Below are 17,690 nucleotides of genomic sequence, written 5' to 3'. Positions count from 1 at the left end.
TCCTGCGAGTGCCCACACAGATTGTCTGATAAATTGTTAAAGAGCGGTGCAATCAGCGCCTTAAGCTGCTGTTGCGAGGTGGCGTATATTACGCTTTCCTCCTTCAGAGTCAAACACTTTTTTCAGCGTTTTTTTCCGGCAGGATGAATTTCTTCACTCCCTGCTGAGCCGTCTGCGTTGCCGCTTTGCCGTCTCAGTGGTGGCGCATTATAGGGAGTTATTCGGAGCTGACAAGGGTTTATTGCAAAAAATTGACTGAGCGCTACTTTTTTAACCGAACAGGCTAAAAACAGACATTTCTCGATCAATAATCAGTCAAAAGCGCCCGTTTGGCGGCACAAATCAGCGTCACGCGTATAAGCACCAATGCTATTCTGTTAGTCCAACGCCGTTTTCTTTGTTGCAGACTGAACAATTATTAAAGAAGGACTTTCAATGATTCGCTCCGCGCGCAGTATGGCCGGCTTGCCCTGGATCGCCGCAATGGCGTTTTTCATGCAAGCCCTCGATGCCACCATCCTCAATACTGCGCTTCCTGCTATCGCCACCAGTCTCGACCGCTCCCCTCTTGCCATGCAATCTGCTGTGATCAGCTATACGCTCACTGTCGCCATGCTGATCCCGGTCAGCGGCTGGCTGGCCGATCGCTTCGGCACGCGCAAAGTCTTTATCGTGGCCGTTTCACTATTTACGTTGGGGTCTTTAGCTTGTGCACTCTCGGGCTCGCTGAGCATGCTGGTTATCTCACGCATTATCCAGGGTGTTGGTGGCGCGATGATGATGCCGGTCGCGCGCCTGGCATTGTTGCGTGCTTATCCACGCAGTGAATTGCTGCCAGTACTTAACTTTGTGACCATGCCGGGATTAGTCGGACCGATTCTGGGGCCGATGCTCGGTGGCTTGCTGGTCACCTACGCCAGCTGGCACTGGATATTCCTGATCAACATTCCCATCGGCATCGCGGGCATCTTCTATGCACGTAAATATATGCCGGATTTCACCACGCCTAAGCGCCGCTTTGATTTTGGCGGCTTCATTCTGTTTGGCTTAGGTCTGGTGCTGATATCCGTCGGTATCGAACTGTTCGGAGAGCGTATCGTGTCGCCGTGGCAGGCGGTGCTGGTGCTGTTAGCCGGTGTCGCGCTATTGCTTCTATATATAGTGCATGCACGCCGCCATCCTGCACCGCTGATCAACTTACCGATGTTTAAGACCCGAACCTTCTCGGTCGGCATCATTGGTAATATCGCGGCACGTCTGGGCACGGGTTGTATTCCGTTCCTGATGCCGTTGATGTTACAGGTGGGCTTTGGTTATCCCGCACTGATAGCGGGTTGCATGATGGGGCCAACAGCGATTGGCTCGCTGCTGGCCAAATCCACCGTGACACAAGTGCTACGTCGCTTCGGCTATCGTAAAACGCTGGTCGGTATCACCATCATCATCGGCATTCTTGTCGCCAGCTTCTCACTGCAAACACCGGGTGAAAGTGTATTAATGCTGTTAGCCGCGCTGTTTGTATTAGGTATGGCGATGTCGACACAATTCACCGCGATGAACACCATCACACTGGCCGATTTGAATGATGAGAATGCCAGCGGTGGTAACAGCGTGCTGGCAGTAACGCAGCAGGTATCGATCAGCTTTGGCGTGGCCGTCAGTGCGGCGGTACTGCGTTTCTATCAGGATTTCGAGAGCACAACCGTGCAGCAATTCCACGCCACCTTCCTGACGATGGGCGTGATCACCGTGCTGTCCGCGTTTGCTTTCCTGATGCTGCGTCCCGGCGATGGCCGCAATCTGATCGCTAATCGCGAGAAAAAGAAGAAAACCGCTTAAACCGAACCGCGTTCCACCAGCTCCGGCGTCAGTACCAGCGTTTGCTGGCTGGCGTCGGGATCGCTCATACGATGAATCAGCGTATCAATCGCCAGTTCGCCCAGTTCATCCTTGGGCTGATGGATGGTACTAAGCGGTGGTGTGAGATAACGTGCCAGTTCGATATTGTCATAACCCATCACCGCGATATCTTGCGGCACGCGTAATCCCGCCTGGAATAGCGCGTGATATACGCCCACTGCCATCGCATCGTTACTGGTGAAAACCGCTTCGGGTAGCAACTCAAGGGTCAGTAGCTGGTTCATCGCATTAAACCCACCCTGAAATTCGAAATCACCGTCGACCACATAGCCGGGCAACACCGGTAATCCACTGTTGGTCATCGCTTTATGGAAACCTTCCAGACGCAAACGCGCCGGAGTTTTATCCTGCGGACCGGCAATACAGGCAATACGCGTGTATCCGCGATCGATCAGATGCTGCGTTGCCAATTCACCGCCCAGCAGCGCATTATCCTGAATGATGTCGCCACGCCCTTCAAACGGCGCCCAGTCCATCATCACCATGGGTACGGACGGATAACGATTGAGGATCTCCGCAGAGGGAAGGTGCGTCTCGGTGCACATCATTAATAAGCCATCGACACGCTTTTGCATCAGCGTTTCGAGGCTGCGATTCATGCGCTCTTCATCGCCTTCGGTATTGCACAGAATCAGGCTGTAGCCGCGCTCGTAGCAGCTATTTTCTACGCCGCGTACCACTTCTGAATAAAACGGGTTACTGCTGGCCGTCAGTAACATGCCAATAGTGCGGGTTTGGTTGATTTTCAGGCTGCGTGCCAGCGCGGAGGGCGCGTAATTCAGCTCACGGATTGCCTGATCCACTTTTTCCCGCACCTGTTCGCTCACAAAACGATTGTTATTGATGACGTGGGAAACAGTGGAAGTGGAGACGCCCGCCAGGCGGGCGACATCTTTCATGGTCGCCAAAGGCTTAACCCTGTTGCTGCAGGAAGTTATCGATCTCAGTGCGCCACGGCACTGAGGGCTGCGCACCCGGACGCGTCACCGCAATTGCGGCGGCGGCATGGGCAAAACGCACGGCATCATGCATTGCAACACCTTCCAGACGCGCGGTAATAAAGGCACCGTTAAAAGTATCGCCCGCTGCGATGGTGTCGATAGCCTGCACGTTGAAGCCCGGAATACGCACGCCTGTGCCCTGCTCGCTCAACCACACACCACGACGACCTAAGGTAATCAAAACGGTAGAGATGCCTTTATCATGCAACGCCTGCGCCGCATGTGCTGCATCTTCATCACTTTTCACCGCGATGCCGGTCAGAATTTCGGCTTCGGTTTCGTTCGGTGTGATGATATCGATTAAGGCCAGCAGCTCATCAGACAAATGTGTGGCAGGCGCTGGATTCAGAATCACTTGCGTGGCATTGGCACGCGCAATCTTCGCTGCCGCCAACACGCTTTCCAGCGGCGATTCCAACTGCATCAGCAAGGCCTCAGCATCAGCAATCACTTGCTGATGGCGATCGACACAGGCTGGCGTCAGCGCCGCGTTAGCACCGGAATAGATGCCGATATTATTTTCACCTTCGCCATTCACGAAGATCATCGCCACGCCGGTGGCTTCGTCTGCCACGATTTCTACCGGAGCAGTATCAATACGGTCCTGCTGCAGCTGCTGGCGAATACGTTCGCCAATGTCATCTGCACCTACACAGGCAATAAAAGCGATATCCGCGCCAGCACGACCGGCCGCCACGGCCTGGTTAGCCCCTTTGCCACCAAAGGCAATCTGATACTGTTTGCCGATCACCGTTTCGCCCGGACGCGGAAAATGGGTGAGGTTCAGAATGTGGTCGGCATTGATGCTGCCAAGTACCGCCAGTTTTGCGCTTGTGTTCATAGGGAGTGATCCAGAAAGTTGCGCCACCAGGACGGTGGCGCGTTGCCATGCTTTTCTTTGTTTTTTATTTGGTGACCAGCTTCAGGTCAACTGGATTAACCGACTGTACTTTTTCGCCTTTCAGCACTTTATCTGCAGTGTCCACACCAATCACGCCAATTTTATCAGGCATCTGCGCCACTGTGGCGGTCAGTTTACCGGCTTCTACCGCTTTCACACCGTCAGCGGTACCGTCAAAGCCCACCACCAGTACATCGGTTTTACCGGCAGTCTGCAGCGCACGCAGTGCGCCCAGCGCCATTTCGTCGTTCTGAGCAAATACAGCCTGTACATCCGGATGCGCCTGCAGCAGGTTCTGCATCACGTTCAGACCTTTAGTACGGTCGAAATCTGCTGGCTGGCTCGCCAGGATATTAAATTTGTGCGCATCAGCAGCCTGCTTGAAGCCTTCGCCACGCTCGCGCGCTGCGGAAGTCCCGGCAATACCCTGCAGCTCGATGATTTTTGCGCCATCGCCCAGTTTCTTCGCGATGAAGTCACCGGCCATTTTGCCGCCGAAGCGGTTGTCAGAAGCCACGTGGCTCACCACGGTGCCTTGTGCCGCCACGCGGTCCAGGGTGATCACCGGAATGTTGGCCTGGTTGGCCATCTTCACGGCGTTACCCACGGCATCAGAATCCGTTGGGTTAATCAGCATCAGCTTGGTGCCACGCACAGTCAGATCCTGTACGTTCGCCAGCTCTTTCGCCGGGTTATTCTGCGAATCCAGCACCACCAGGTTATAACCCAGTTTGTCGGCTTCTTTCTGTGCGCCATCTTTCAGAGACACAAAGAACGGATTATTCAGCGTTGATACAACCAGCGCAATGGTGTCCTTAGCCATCGCGCCAGCACTGAGGGTGGCGCCAAGGATGACGGCCAATGCAGTTAACTTTTTCATTTATAGAGTCCTGTGTGAAGGTCAGAGTTATTTGCTGCTTTTGTTATCCACCAGCACCGCCAGCAGAATGACAACGGCTTTGACAATCATTTGGTAGTAAGAAGATACGCCCATCAGATTCAGGCCGTTGTTCAGGAAACCCAGGATCAGCGCGCCAATCAGCGTTCCCATAATGCGACCTTTACCGCCCGCCAGGCTGGTTCCGCCTAAGACCACCGCCGCGATGGCATCCAGTTCATAACCGGTACCTGCCGTCGGTTGCGCAGAGGAAAGGCGCGCCACTTCGATGGTGCCCGCCAGCGCTGCCAGCAGACCACACAGCGAATAGACGATGATTTTGACGCGGTTAACATTGATACCTGACAGACGTGTCGCCGCTTCATTGCCGCCTAACGCATAAATGTAACGACCGAGGCGCGTGTGATGCAGCATGTACCACGCCAGCGCGAACACTACTGCCATCAGCCACACCGGCGTTGGGATACCCAGCGGACGGCCAATACCGAACCAGCCGAACAGATCGGCGTTATCACTGAAACCGGTGTTGATCGGGCTACCGTTGGTGTACACCATGGTCACGCCGCGCAGCAGCAGCATCATCACCAGCGTGGCGATAAACGCCTGTACCTTGCCGCGCGCCACAATCACGCCGGTAATACCGCCAATCGCCGCACCCAGCGCCAGCGAAGCCGCTACTGCCACCAGCGCATTCACTTCCAAACCGACAATTGAAGCGGCGACTGCACCGGTGAGCGCCAGCAGCGATCCCACCGACAGATCAATACCCGACGTCAGAATCACCAGCGTCATGCCGACGGCCATAATGGCGTTAACCGAGGTCTGCTGCAGGATGTTGAACATGTTGGCAACAGTGAAGAAGTTCGGGCTTTGGCTCGCCACCACGGCAATCAGCACGATCAGCGCAATCAGCGATTTCTGCTCCAGCAGCCAGGCTTTGCTAAACCAGCGACGGCTGGCGGGTAAGGTTTGGGTGCTCATACAACTAACTCCTCGCTGTGTTGCTTACCGACTGCCGCCGCCATCAGGGATTCCTGGGTAGCCTGCTCACGGGAAAATTCGCCACTCAGATGGCCTTCATGCATCACCAGGATGCGATCGCTCATGCCCAGCACTTCCGGCATTTCCGATGACACCAAAATGATGCTCAGCCCTTCGGCTTTAAACTGGTTAATTAACTGATAAATCTCTTTTTTCGCACCCACGTCCACGCCACGCGTCGGCTCATCCAGAATCAGTACGTTCGGGCGCGTCATTAATCCGCGCGCAATCGCCACTTTCTGCTGATTACCACCCGACAGCAGGCCAATCGGCTGCTCCATTGACGGGGTTTTAACGTTGAACAAACGGATGAAGTCGCCTACTGCCAGTTGTTCTTCACTGTGTTTCAGATTACCGGTGGCATGGCTGAAATAGCGCAGCGCGGTCAATGACATGTTCTCTTTCACCGACATGCCGAGCACCAGGCCATCGCGCTTGCGGTCTTCTGAGATATAGACGATGCCGTTGGCCAGGCCGTCCTGGGGTGATCGGGTAATAATTTCGCGACCGTTGAGCGTAACGGTGCCGTTGCTGCGAGGCAGTGCGCCGTATAGCACTTTCATCAGTTCCGTCCGTCCCGCGCCCATTAAACCGGAAATGCCAAGGATTTCCCCTTTGCGCAGGTTAAAACTGACGTTATCCACGCCCGGCCCGCTGAGATTTTTAACAGTTAAACGAATATCGCCCGGTGCCTGATCAATATGCGGATATTGATCTTCCAGCTTACGGCCCACCATCATCTCGATCAGACTCTCTTCGCTGAGATCGCTCACCGCGCGCTCGGCAATAAATTGCCCGTCACGAAACACGGTGACATCATCGCAAATCTCGAAGATCTCTTTCATACGGTGCGAGATATAAACAATGCCGCAGCCCTGCGCTTTCAGTTCATTGATGACGCGGAACAGCGACAGGGTTTCGGTATCGGTCAGCGCATCGGTCGGTTCATCCATAATGATGACCTTCGACTCGAAGCTAAGTACTTTGGCGATCTCAACCATCTGCTGATCGCCAATCGATAAATCGCCCACCAGCTTATGGCTGTTGAAGCGCAGGTTCAGACGATGTAATAAGGCATCCGCCTCGGCGTACATCCGGTTCCATTCGATGCGGCCAAAGCGGTTAACAAATTCGCGACCGAGGAAAATATTCTCCGCCACGGTCAATTGCGGAATCAGGTTGAGTTCCTGATGAATAATGCCAATGCCCGCTTCCTGCGACGCTTTCGGTCCAGAAAAAGCCACATCCTTGCCCAGCCACTGCAGAGAGCCCGCATCCATGCTGTAAATGCCGGTCAGCACTTTCATCATGGTGGATTTCCCCGCGCCGTTTTCACCCACCAGCGCCATCACGCGCCCCGGATAAACAGCCAGCGAAGCGCCATTCAGCGCTTTCACGCCGGGAAACGACTTTTCAATCCCTTTGAGTTGCAATAACGGTTGCATAACGACCTCAGAAGGTTACGCCAGCGCTCAGGATGACATTCGCATACGGAGAACACTCTCCGCTGCGAATGACGGCCTGACTACGCTGCGTTTCTTGTTTGAACTGTTCATGGCTGGTGTAACGGATGGTGATGACATTCCCCTGGTGCCGTTGCAAGGCATCGAGCACGGCGAGCAGTGCGCTGTGGAGTTGCGGATTGTGTTGCTTGATCTCCTCCGCCATCAGGGCGCTTTCGACTTGCATCTCCTGAGTGACAACATCAACCACCTGTAAAAATTCGGGCGTTCCCGGCGTCAACGCCAGGTCGATTCGCTGTGGTCCGGCCGGAATCGGCAAGCCCGCATCCGCAATCGTCAGCGTATCGGTGTGCCCCAGGCGGGCAATCACATGAGAGAGTTCAGCGTTTAACAAGCGACCTTTTTTCATTTCTTCCACTCCACAGCGAAACGTTTCGCTGAGCGGGAGTGTATTAAATGTGCGCGGCAACTCAATGACGTCATCACGGAAATGTGATCGCCATCGAAACGTTTCGCTTGTGCCGGAAATAATTTGAGTTTGGTGGGGGATGCGAGCCGCCTGAACGGCTCTGAAGGGTGTTATGGCAGCTTGCGGACCTGCTTAACGTCCAGCTCAATGGAATTAAAGTCCTTATCCAGCTCGCCGGTCAGTTCAACCTGATCCTTCGGAGTGATGGTCTGTCCGTGCCAACGCTTATGGTCGATTTCCACTTTCATGTTGCCGCTACCGTCACGAAACAGATAATCCTCATCGCCGATTTGCTTATCGAGATAACCGCGCACGGTGATCCAGCTGTCGTCTTTCATCTCTTCAGCCTGCTTAACGGTCACTACACTGGTGTTATCTGCCTGGAAGCCACCTGCGTGAACCTGAGCCTTTGGCGCACTGGGATCAACAAAGCCACCCTGCTGCGCGGCCAGAACCGGCGTGGAAGCCAACATAATAATCGCGATTAACGCTGCACTCTTTTTCATTTTTCACCTCTGTTCCATGAATGTGTGGAATACGGAGGCTATTACAGCACAGGGTTCTTAACAGGATCTTAAGGGGTAAAAAAACACGAAAAATAGCCAATCTGCGGCGATTGACGCTGTACAAGCGGATTTTTGCTTCGTATAACGACTCTTGCACTTAAGGAGAAACACATGCGCATATTATTGATCGAGGACGACACGCTGATTGGCGATGGCCTGAAAGTCGGGCTAACGAAACTCGGCTTCAGCGTTGACTGGTTCGTGTCAGGCGAAGCGGGATTTCAGGCTTTATCGGCCGCACCCTGGGATGCCGTGGTACTGGATCTTTCGCTGCCCGGGCGTGATGGGCTGGAGATTCTGCGTCAATGGCGTGAGCAGGGCGCAGATGTACCCGTGCTGATCCTCACCGCACGCGATGCGCTCGATCAGCGCATACAAGGATTACAGTCAGGCGCTGACGACTATTTGTGTAAGCCCTTCGCGCTCGCTGAAGTCGCTGTGCGTTTACAGGCGCTGATTCGCCGCCGTCATGGACAACTTCAGCCCGAGTTGAAACACGGCAAGGTGGTGATGTCGCCCAGCAGCCACAGCGTCTGGATTGACGGCGAAACCATCAGCCTGAAGAGCCGTGAACTGGCGCTGCTGGAGCTGTTTATGCGCAATCCAGGTCGCGTGCTAACCCGCAGCCAGCTGGAGGAAAAACTCTACAGCTGGGATGACGATGTCTCCAGCAACGCAGTAGAAGTGCATATTCATCATCTGCGCAAAAAGCTCGGCACAGCGTTTATTCGTACCGTTCACGGCGTGGGTTATACACTCGGTGCGGCAGAATGAGTCTGTTTCTACGACTCGCCATCGGCTTTGTGCTGCTGATTGCGCTGTGCGGCGGGGTGGCCAGTTACAGCGCCTGGCATCAGACCCGCGACACCGTTAATGAGCTATTCGATACCCAGCAAATGCTGTTTGCCAAACGCCTGCTGTCACTCGATCCCACCAGCTTGCACGCCGCCTCTCTGCCAAAAACCAAATCCATTTTGCGCCATCACCGCGGCGATCAGGATGATGATGCACTGGCGTTTGCCATTTTCCGTGCGGACGGCCAGCCGTTGCTTAACGATGGCGAGAACGGGCGCGATATGCAGTTTGATGATAAGCGTGACGGTTTTCGCGAGGGTCGTCTGCGCGGCGACGATGAGAGTTGGCGGCTGCTTTGGCTGACTTCTGCTGATAAACAATATCGCGTGGTAGTGGGCCAGGAGTGGGAATACCGCGACGATATGACGCGCGATCTGGCACTGGCGAGTTTGATGCCGTGGCTTTACGCCATGCCCTTTATGCTGCTGATGCTGCTGGCATTGGTGTGGTTCGAATTGCGCCCGCTAAAGCGCCTGACGGCATCACTCCAGTTGCGAGCACCCGATGACGCCACACCGCTCGACGAAGCACGCTTGCCCAAAGAGGTGCAGCCGTTGGTGGCGGCATTGAACGGGCTGTTTCACCGTATGGCGCAACTCGTGCAGCGCGAGCGCCGTTTTACCTCCGATGCGGCGCACGAACTGCGCAGTCCGTTAGCTGCACTGCGCGTGCAGAGTGAGGTGATTCAGCTGGCGGATGATGACGAAGCAATGCGCAAACGGGCATTGCAGCAGCTTGATAGCGGCATCCAGCGCGCCACACGGCTGGTGGATCAACTCTTAACGCTATCAAGAGTGGAAGCGGACGATCTGCGCAGCGAATTTCAGCCGGTGCCACTGGCACCGCTGCTGCAAAAGCTTCTGATTGAACATTTTCCACAGGCCGAGGCGCAGCAGATGGATCTGCAATTGCATGCACAGGCCGAACCAGTGATGAACGGTCATCCTCTGCTGTTGAATTTGCTGATGCGTAACCTGCTGGATAACGCGCTGCGCTATGCGCCGCCGGGCAGCCAGATTCAGTTCACGTTAAACGCGCGAACGATAATTATTGAAGATAACGGGTCAGGCGTTAGCGATGAGCAGCTTGCGCGCCTTGGTGAGCGTTTCTGGCGACCGCCGGGGCAAACGCAAACGGGCAGCGGTTTAGGAATATCGATTGTGAAAAACATTGCGCAACTGCACGGTATTCGCATCGCATTCAGCCATGTGCAACCTCAAGGCTTGCGCGTCACCTTGAGCTGGTGACGCGCTTAATCCTTAAATCTCGACTTGCGTGCCCAGCTCGATCACGCGATTAGGCGGGATTTCAAACTGATCCGGCGCACGCAGCGCATTGCGTTGCAGCGCAAGGAACAGTTTGCCGCGCAGACGCAGATACCACGGGCGATCGCCAATAATCAGAGATTCATGGGACATGAAGAATGAGGTTTCCATCATGCGGCAGTTGAGACCTTCCAGCCCGCAGCGGTGGAAAATTTCTTCCACGTTCGGGGTTTCACGCCAGCCGTAACTCGCCACCACGCGCCAGAAGGTGGGCGATAACTGTTCGATGGTAACGCGACGCACGTTATGCACGTAAGGCGCATCCTCAGTACGTAGCGTCAGCAGTACCACACGCTCATGCAGCACTTTGTTGTGCTTGAGATTATGCAGCATGGCAAAAGGGATCACATTCAGGGCACGCGACATATAGACTGCGGTGCCCGGCACGCGTACCGGCGGAGATTTCTCCAGCGAAGCGATCATCGCTTCAAGCGAATTGCCGTGCTCATGCATACGACGCAACAGGCGGAAGCGCTCGCTTTTCCAGGTGGTCATAACGATAAACATCATCAGTGCCAGGGTCAGCGGCAGCCAACCGCCGGAGAACACTTTGACCAGGTTTGCCGAGAACAAGGACACGTCAATACACAGCATGCCAATCAGAATCAGCACCACCAGATAACGGTTCCAGTGCCAGTTCTGAATTGCCACCGTGGAGCAGAGAATCGCAGTCAGCACCATGGTGCCGGTTACCGCGATGCCGTAAGCCGCCGCCAGGTTACTGGAGTGCTCAAAGCCAACAATCACGATCACCACGGAGAAGTAGAGCAGCCAGTTGATCACCGGAATGTAAATCTGACCCGATTCTTCTTCCGAGGTGTGCACGATACGCATCGGCGGGAGATAGCCTAAACGCACCGCCTGACGTGTTAAGGAGAACACACCAGAGATCACCGCCTGCGAGGCGATAACCGTGGCCAGCGTCGCCAGAATCAGCATGGGAATCAGCATCCAGTCTGGCGCCAGCAGGAAGAAGGGGTTTTTGATCGCTTCGGGATGTTTAAGTAGCAGCGCGCCCTGACCAAAGTAGTTCAGCACCAGCGAGGGCAGCACCACGATAAACCAGGCAAGACGAATCGGGAATTTGCCGAAGTGACCCATATCCGCATACAGCGCTTCCACACCGGTAATGGCCAATACCACCGCACCGAGCGCAAAGAACGACACCGTTTTGTACTGGATAAAGAAGTGCATCGCCCAATACGGGTTCATGGCATGCAGCACATCAGGGTTACTGATGATGCTACGCGCGCCCAGCACGGCCAGAATGATAAACCACACCAGCATCACCGGCGCAAACAGCTTACCCACGATGCCGGTACCGTGCTTCTGAATCACAAACAGCAGCGTCAGCACTGCAATCGCAAGCGGAACGATATATGCATCCAGGCTCGGTGCCGCAATCTCCAGCCCTTCAATCGCCGACAACACCGAGACGGCGGGCGTGATCACCACTTCACCATAGAAGAAGCTGCCACCAATCAGCCCCATGATGACAAGAATCGCCGTCGCACGTGCACCGGTATTGCGCCCGGCCAGTGACATCAAGGTCAGGATCCCGCCTTCACCGGCGTTATCGGCACGCATCACGTAACTGATGTACTTCAGTGACACCACTAAAATCAGCAACCAGAAGATCAGCGAGAGAAAGCCAAACACCGCTTCGCGTTCTACGCCAAAGCCGAACTGACCGGAGAGACATTCACGCAAAGTATAGAGCGGGCTGGTACCGATATCGCCATACACTACGCCAATCGCGGCGAGTGTGACTGCGCCAAGGGACTGCTTCTTATCCGAGCTCATAAGTTGTCTTTTGTTGGAGCCGATGAGGCACTTGCCTACCGCTCAGGCCATCAAAAAGCGCACAGTATGCACATATTCCCAAAAAAACCTACTCTTACAACATGTCATCATGACGTCAGCGAGGCGGTTTTTCGCCGAAATTAGGCGCCAAAAACCGCCTGAAGCAGCGAGTTCTCTCGCCTCAACCTTCTGAAACAAAAAAGCTGACGGCTATCAACGCAATCAAGCATGATAACCAGTAGAGTATTGCGCTCGCCAGAATATGACGGCTCCAGGATCAGAAGGACAATGATGTGATTATGGCTCAACCCCATCTTTTGGCAGAAAGAATTTCTCGCCTGAGTAACGCCCTGGAGAAAGGGCTATATGAACGGCATCATGCGATCCGCCTGTGCTTATTAGCTGCACTGAGTGGCGAGAGCGTATTTTTGCTGGGGCCGCCCGGCATTGCCAAGAGCTTGATTGCCCGCCGCCTGAAATACGCCTTCCAACACGCCCGCGCCTTTGAATACCTGATGACCCGTTTTTCTACCCCTGAAGAAGTGTTTGGCCCACTGTCGATTCAGGCGTTAAAAGATGAAGGTCGTTATCAGCGATTAACCAAAGGCTATCTGCCGGATGCCGAAATCGTCTTCCTTGATGAAATCTGGAAAGCCGGCCCGGCGATATTGAACACCTTACTCACCGCCATCAACGAACGCCGCTTTCGCAATGGCGACAGCGAAGAAAAGATTCCGATGCGCCTTCTGGTGACCGCTTCCAACGAATTGCCGGAGGCCGATAGCGGGCTGGAAGCCTTGTATGATCGCATGTTGATTCGCCTATGGCTGGATAACGTGCATGAGAAGCAGAACTTCCGCAGCATGCTCACCCACCAGCAGGACGAAAATGATAATCCGGTGACGGAAGCGCTGCGCATCAGTGATGAAGAGTATCACCAGTGGCAGAAAGGCATCAGCCAGGTCTCCTTACCTGATCATGTGTTTGAGCTGATTTACCAACTGCGTCAGCAACTGGAGAATTTGCCCAGCGCGCCCTACATTTCCGATCGCCGCTGGAAAAAAGCGATTCATCTGCTGCAGGCCAGTGCGTTTTACAGTGGCCGCGTGACCATTGCGCCGATCGATCTGATTCTGCTCAAGGATTGCCTGTGGCATGACGTCGCATCGATGCAGCTATTGGATCGCGAAATTGATGCTTTGATGACCCAGCACGCCTGGCAACAGCAGGCGTTGCAGCACAAACTGCAGCAGATCAAAGCACGTCGTCTCGCCTTGCAACAGCAGCAGAGCGTGGCACAAGCGCTGACGCTGGAGAAACACAGCGGTATGTTTAGCCGCAAACCCCATTACGAATTGCCTGCTGCCATCAGCGATGAACAACTGACGCTCATGCTGCAACAGCCGTTAACGCTGCACGACATGCAAGTGACGCATGTGCTGATTGCCCGTGAAGCCTTAACCCAGTGGCTGATTAAAGGCGGTGAAATTCGCGGAAAACTGAATGGCATTGGTTTTGGTCAGACGCTGGATCTGCTGGTGGATGCGCATCACTGCCTGACGCTACGCGATGTCAGCCTGCAATCCACACGCTTAACATTGCCCGGAGCCAGCAACAGTAGCGACATGCCGCAGGAAATCCAGGATGAATACGAAGCGCTGGATACCCAGCTCCGCGCACAGCGCACGCTGTTTAGCCAGCACCAGCGCTGCTTGTTTATTAGCGATGACTGGCTGGCACGTATTGAAACCAGCCTGCAGGATGTGGCAGAACAGCTGAAACAGGCGCGTAAATGATCTCACTGGAGACGCTGAGCACGCTGTTATCGATTGGCGAAACGGAGTTAATCGAAGAGTTGATTCTGGCCCTGCTCGCGTCGCCACAGCTGGCGCTGTTCTTTGAAAAATTTCCGCGCATGAAACAAGCCTTAATGCGCGATTTACCCCGCTGGCGCACTGAAATCGCGGAACAGATGAAAACCACGCCGGTGCCGGAAGCGCTGGCGCAGGAGTTTCAGCTGTTTCAGCAAATGCAATTGATCAGCACGCAGGATTTCAGCCACCAGCTTCCCCACATCATGTCGCAGCTAAAAAACCTGCCGTCGCCATTTCTCGAAGAAGCCAGCAAACTGCTGCTGCACAACGAAGCTGAACAACTGAGCAATGCTCAGCACACGCTGTTTTTGCAACGCTGGCGACTCAGCCTGACGCTGCAAACGCTCACGCTCAACGAAACTCTTCTTGAGGAGCAGCGCGAACGTCTGATGGCCGAGCTGCAGCAACGGATGGCAATCAGTGGCCAGCTGGCGCCAATCCTTACCGACGATGATGAAGCCGCAGCCGGACGTTTGTGGGATATGAGCAAAGCATCACTTCAGCACGGTGATTATGAGCTGATTGTGCAATATGGCGATTTCCTCGCACAGCAGCCGGAATTAATGAAACTGGCGCAGCAGTTGGGCCGCAGCCGCGAAGCCAAATCGGTGCCGTCGCAGGATGCACCGCTGGAAGAATTTCACCAACTGGTGCGTGAGCCCGATCATGTGCCGGAAGAGGTCAGCGGCATTCATCAGAGCGATGATGTGTTGCGCTTGCTGCCGCCCGAACTGGCTGCCTTAAGTATTAGCGAACTGGAGCTGGAATTTTATCGTCGCCTGGTGGAAAAACGCCTGCTGACTTACCAGTTACAAGGTGATGCCTGGCACGAGAAAGTCACACTGCGCCCGGTCAGCCACCAGCAACATGAAGCGCAGCCGCGCGGGCCATTTATCGTCTGCGTCGATACTTCGGGTTCAATGGGCGGATTCAACGAACGCTGCGCCAAAGCCTTCTGCCTTGCGCTGTTAAAGGTGGCATTAGCCGATAAGCGCCGCTGCTACATCATGCTGTTCGCTCACGAAGTGATTGGCTACGAACTCACTGCCGATAGCGGCATTGAGCAGGCTATCCGTTTTCTTAGCCAACGTTTTCGTGGTGGCACCGATCTGGCGGCTTGCCTTGCTGCGGTGGTTAAACGTATGGAGGGCAGCGTCTGGGATGAGGCCGATGCGGTGATCGTGTCGGATTTTATCGCCCAGCGTTTACCGGATGACACCATCAACGCGATCAAGCAACGCCAGCGCCAGCATCAACAACGTTTCCACGCGGTGGCGATGTCGCTTCACGGTAAACCGGGCATTCTGCGTATCTTCGATCATATCTGGCGCTTCGATACCGGACTGAAAAGCCGCCTGCTGCGCCGCTGGAAATGCTAATTCATCTGGCAGAAATGCTTATTTGCTATAGTGAATAGTTCGCACACTGAGCATCTGGAGCATCTTGTGAACACCGCCCAACTTCCTGCACCGACCCGCACTTTGCAGCTCTCCGGCCAAAACGCCGAACAAAAACGGAGCGAGCTGCTGGCGTATTTCACCCAAACCTGGGAGCTGTACGAAAGCCTGTTTGATTGCCTTGCCGACGAACGCGCGTATTTCAACAAAGCGATCTCATTACGCCATCCGTTGATCTTCTACTTTGGCCACACCGCTACGTTCTATATGAATAAGCTGATGGCTGGTCGCTATCTGGACAACCGCGTAGACGATCGCATCGAAGCCATGATGGCAATCGGCGTGGACGAGATGAGCTGGGACGATCTCAACGACAGCCATTACGCCTGGCCGACGGTCGAAGAGGTGCGTGACTACCGTGGAAAAGTCAAAAACCTGGTGAGCGAGTTTATTCGCACCATGCCGCTGGAACTGCCGATCACCTGGGAAAGCCCGGCGTGGGTAGTATTGATGGGCATTGAACATGAGCGTATCCACCTGGAAACCTCCAGCGTGCTGATCCGCCAGCTTCCGATCGAATGGGTAAAACCGCAGGCGCATTGGCCGGTTTGTCCGCAGGCGCGCCACGATCGCGCATCGGTTCCGGATAACTCGCTGATTGCGATGCCTGGCGGTCGCGTGCAACAAGGCAAAACGGATGACACTTACGGCTGGGATAACGAATACGGCAATCAGGTAACTGAACTCAAACCATTTAAGGCCAGTAAAATGCTGGTCAGCAACGCCGAGTTTTATCGCTTTATCGCCGCTAACGGCTATCAGGATCAGCGCTGGTGGGATGAGGAAGGCTGGGGCTGGCGTGAATTCTCTGGCGCGCAAATGCCCACTTTCTGGCTGGGTGACATATCGCAACCCGATCAACTGAAACTGCGCTTAATGGCTGAAGAAGTCGCTCTGCCGTGGGACTGGCCAGCGGAAGTGAATCAGCTTGAAGCCGCCGCGTTTTGTCGCTGGCTGGCGGAAGAGACGGGTAAATCTATTCAACTCCCTTGTGAAGCCGAATGGATGCAGCTACGCGAACAGGTGAGCGGCGATCAGCCCGACTGGATCGAGGCGCCCGGCAATATCAATCTGGCCTATTGGGCTTCATCCAGTCCTGTGGATCGCTTTGCGCAGGGCGAGTTTTTCGACATTGTTGGCAACGTCTGGCAGTGGACCACAACGCCAACTAACGGTTTCGAAGGTTTCAAAGTTCATCCGCTGTATGACGATTTCTCGACGCCGACCTTCGACGGCAAACACGCGCTGATCAAAGGTGGCAGTTGGATTTCCACCGGCAACGAGGCGTTAAAATCGGCTCGTTATGCCTTCCGTCGTCATTTCTTCCAGCACGCCGGTTTCCGCTATGTGGTCTCCTCACATGAAGAGACCATGGCACTCAATCCGTATGAAACGGACAGCATGGTGTCACAGTATCTCGATTTCCAGTACGGACCGGGCTACTACAACGTGCCGAATTACGCCGTGGCGCTGGTGGAAAAACTGCTGCCACACTGCAAACAACGTGGTGCGGCACTGGATCTCGGCTGCGCGACCGGCCGTGCCAGTTTTGAACTGGCACGCCATTTCGCGACGGTCACAGGCATGGATTATTCCGCGCGCTTTATTGATGTGGCGCTGCAGCTGACCTCCGGTGAGGACTTCCGCTATGTGGTGCCGGAAGAGGGCGAGCTGGTGGAATATCGCCAGGTGCGTCTGAAGGACTTCAATGTTAGTGACGAGCAAGCGGCGCGCATTCAGTTTGTGCAGGGCGACGCCTGTAATCTTAAACCGCAGCCGGATCGTTACGATCTGGTATTGGCTTCAAACCTGATCGATCGTCTGCGTCAGCCAAAACGTTTCCTGCAGGACGTCATCCCGATGATCCGCTCTGGCGGGCTTTTGGTGCTTTCGTCGCCTTATACCTGGCTGGAGGAATTCACGCCGAAGGAGAACTGGCTGGGCGGCGTGCGTGAGAACGGTGAAGCTTTGACGACCTATCAGGCATTGCAGCGTTTGCTGCGTGATGCCTTTGAAGAGGTGGTGCCGCCGCAGGATGTGCCGTTTGTGATCCGCGAGACGGCGCGCAAGTATCAACATACCGAAGCGCAGCTCACAATCTGGCGTAAGCGATAAAA

General features: G+C 54.7%; 14 protein-coding genes. 6 read left to right on the top strand and 8 right to left on the bottom strand.

Annotated features, from left to right (window positions below; translation table 11 throughout):
• Positions 1–435: 435 nt before the first annotated feature.
• Positions 436–1,839 (top strand): multidrug transporter subunit MdtD, encoded by a 1,404-nt coding sequence (mdtD, locus tag FD744_RS20345; protein WP_034830079.1) that lies wholly within the window; start codon positions 436–438, stop codon positions 1,837–1,839.
• On the opposite strand, the gene rbsR is transcribed toward mdtD, so the two are convergent.
• From rbsR to FD744_RS20310, 7 genes are all read right to left on the bottom strand, one after another.
• A complete protein-coding gene (rbsR, locus tag FD744_RS20340) occupies positions 1,836–2,819 on the bottom strand; it encodes a ribose operon transcriptional repressor RbsR (RefSeq protein ID WP_097118537.1) in 984 nt (327 codons plus the stop codon). The genes mdtD and rbsR overlap by 4 nt on opposite strands.
• A gap of 13 nt (positions 2,820–2,832) precedes the next feature.
• Positions 2,833–3,762, bottom strand: a complete 930-nt coding sequence (gene rbsK, locus FD744_RS20335) for a ribokinase (protein WP_097118411.1) — start codon at positions 3,760–3,762, stop codon at positions 2,833–2,835.
• A 64-nt stretch (positions 3,763–3,826) separates the two neighbouring features.
• Positions 3,827–4,702, bottom strand: a complete 876-nt coding sequence (gene rbsB / locus FD744_RS20330; protein ID WP_034830075.1) for a ribose ABC transporter substrate-binding protein RbsB — start codon at positions 4,700–4,702, stop codon at positions 3,827–3,829.
• A gap of 27 nt (positions 4,703–4,729) precedes the next feature.
• Entirely contained in the window at positions 4,730–5,701 is a 972-nt protein-coding gene (gene rbsC, locus FD744_RS20325) for a ribose ABC transporter permease (protein WP_034830072.1), read from the bottom strand.
• Positions 5,698–7,206, bottom strand: coding sequence for a ribose ABC transporter ATP-binding protein RbsA (gene rbsA, locus FD744_RS20320; RefSeq protein WP_034830070.1), 1,509 nt, complete (start codon positions 7,204–7,206; stop codon positions 5,698–5,700). The genes rbsC and rbsA overlap by 4 nt, the downstream gene beginning before the upstream one ends.
• 7 nt (positions 7,207–7,213) lie before the next feature.
• Entirely contained in the window at positions 7,214–7,633 is a 420-nt protein-coding gene (gene rbsD, locus FD744_RS20315; RefSeq protein WP_038643989.1) for a D-ribose pyranase, read from the bottom strand.
• A 170-nt stretch (positions 7,634–7,803) separates the two neighbouring features.
• Complete coding sequence (locus tag FD744_RS20310) at positions 7,804–8,199, bottom strand: YgiW/YdeI family stress tolerance OB fold protein (RefSeq protein ID WP_034830066.1); 396 nt, start codon at positions 8,197–8,199, stop codon at positions 7,804–7,806.
• 171 nt (positions 8,200–8,370) lie between these two features.
• Between FD744_RS20310 and qseB the strand changes: the two genes are divergently transcribed.
• Positions 8,371–9,033: a quorum sensing response regulator transcription factor QseB gene (gene qseB / locus FD744_RS20305; RefSeq protein WP_160869119.1), complete on the top strand. Its 663-nt coding sequence runs from the start codon at positions 8,371–8,373 to the stop codon at positions 9,031–9,033.
• A complete protein-coding gene (qseC, locus tag FD744_RS20300) occupies positions 9,030–10,361 on the top strand; it encodes a quorum sensing histidine kinase QseC (RefSeq protein WP_160869117.1) in 1,332 nt (443 codons plus the stop codon). The genes qseB and qseC overlap by 4 nt, the downstream gene beginning before the upstream one ends.
• 12 nt (positions 10,362–10,373) lie before the next feature.
• Here qseC and kup read toward each other — a convergent pair whose 3' ends face one another.
• Complete coding sequence (gene kup, locus FD744_RS20295) at positions 10,374–12,242, bottom strand: low affinity potassium transporter Kup (protein ID WP_034830061.1); 1,869 nt, start codon at positions 12,240–12,242, stop codon at positions 10,374–10,376.
• Positions 12,243–12,541: 299 nt separating this feature from the next.
• On the opposite strand from kup, the gene ravA reads away from it, so the two are divergent.
• From ravA to ovoA, 3 genes are all read left to right on the top strand, one after another.
• The gene (ravA, locus tag FD744_RS20290) at positions 12,542–14,038 is read left to right on the top strand and encodes an ATPase RavA (protein ID WP_160869116.1); all 1,497 of its coding nucleotides are present in this window, start codon (positions 12,542–12,544) and stop codon (positions 14,036–14,038) included.
• The gene (viaA, locus tag FD744_RS20285; protein WP_160869115.1) at positions 14,035–15,495 is read left to right on the top strand and encodes an ATPase RavA stimulator ViaA; all 1,461 of its coding nucleotides are present in this window, start codon (positions 14,035–14,037) and stop codon (positions 15,493–15,495) included. The genes ravA and viaA overlap by 4 nt, the downstream gene beginning before the upstream one ends.
• 66 nt (positions 15,496–15,561) lie before the next feature.
• On the top strand, positions 15,562–17,688 hold the full coding sequence (gene ovoA, locus FD744_RS20280) for a 5-histidylcysteine sulfoxide synthase (RefSeq protein WP_160869114.1): 2,127 nt from the start codon (positions 15,562–15,564) through the stop codon (positions 17,686–17,688).
• Positions 17,689–17,690 lie beyond the last annotated feature (2 nt).

The sequence above is a fragment of the Pantoea sp. Taur genome (assembly GCF_009830025.1).
Lineage (GTDB): Bacteria > Pseudomonadota > Gammaproteobacteria > Enterobacterales > Enterobacteriaceae > Pantoea > Pantoea communis.
This window is presented reverse-complemented; position numbering and strand designations above follow the sequence as displayed.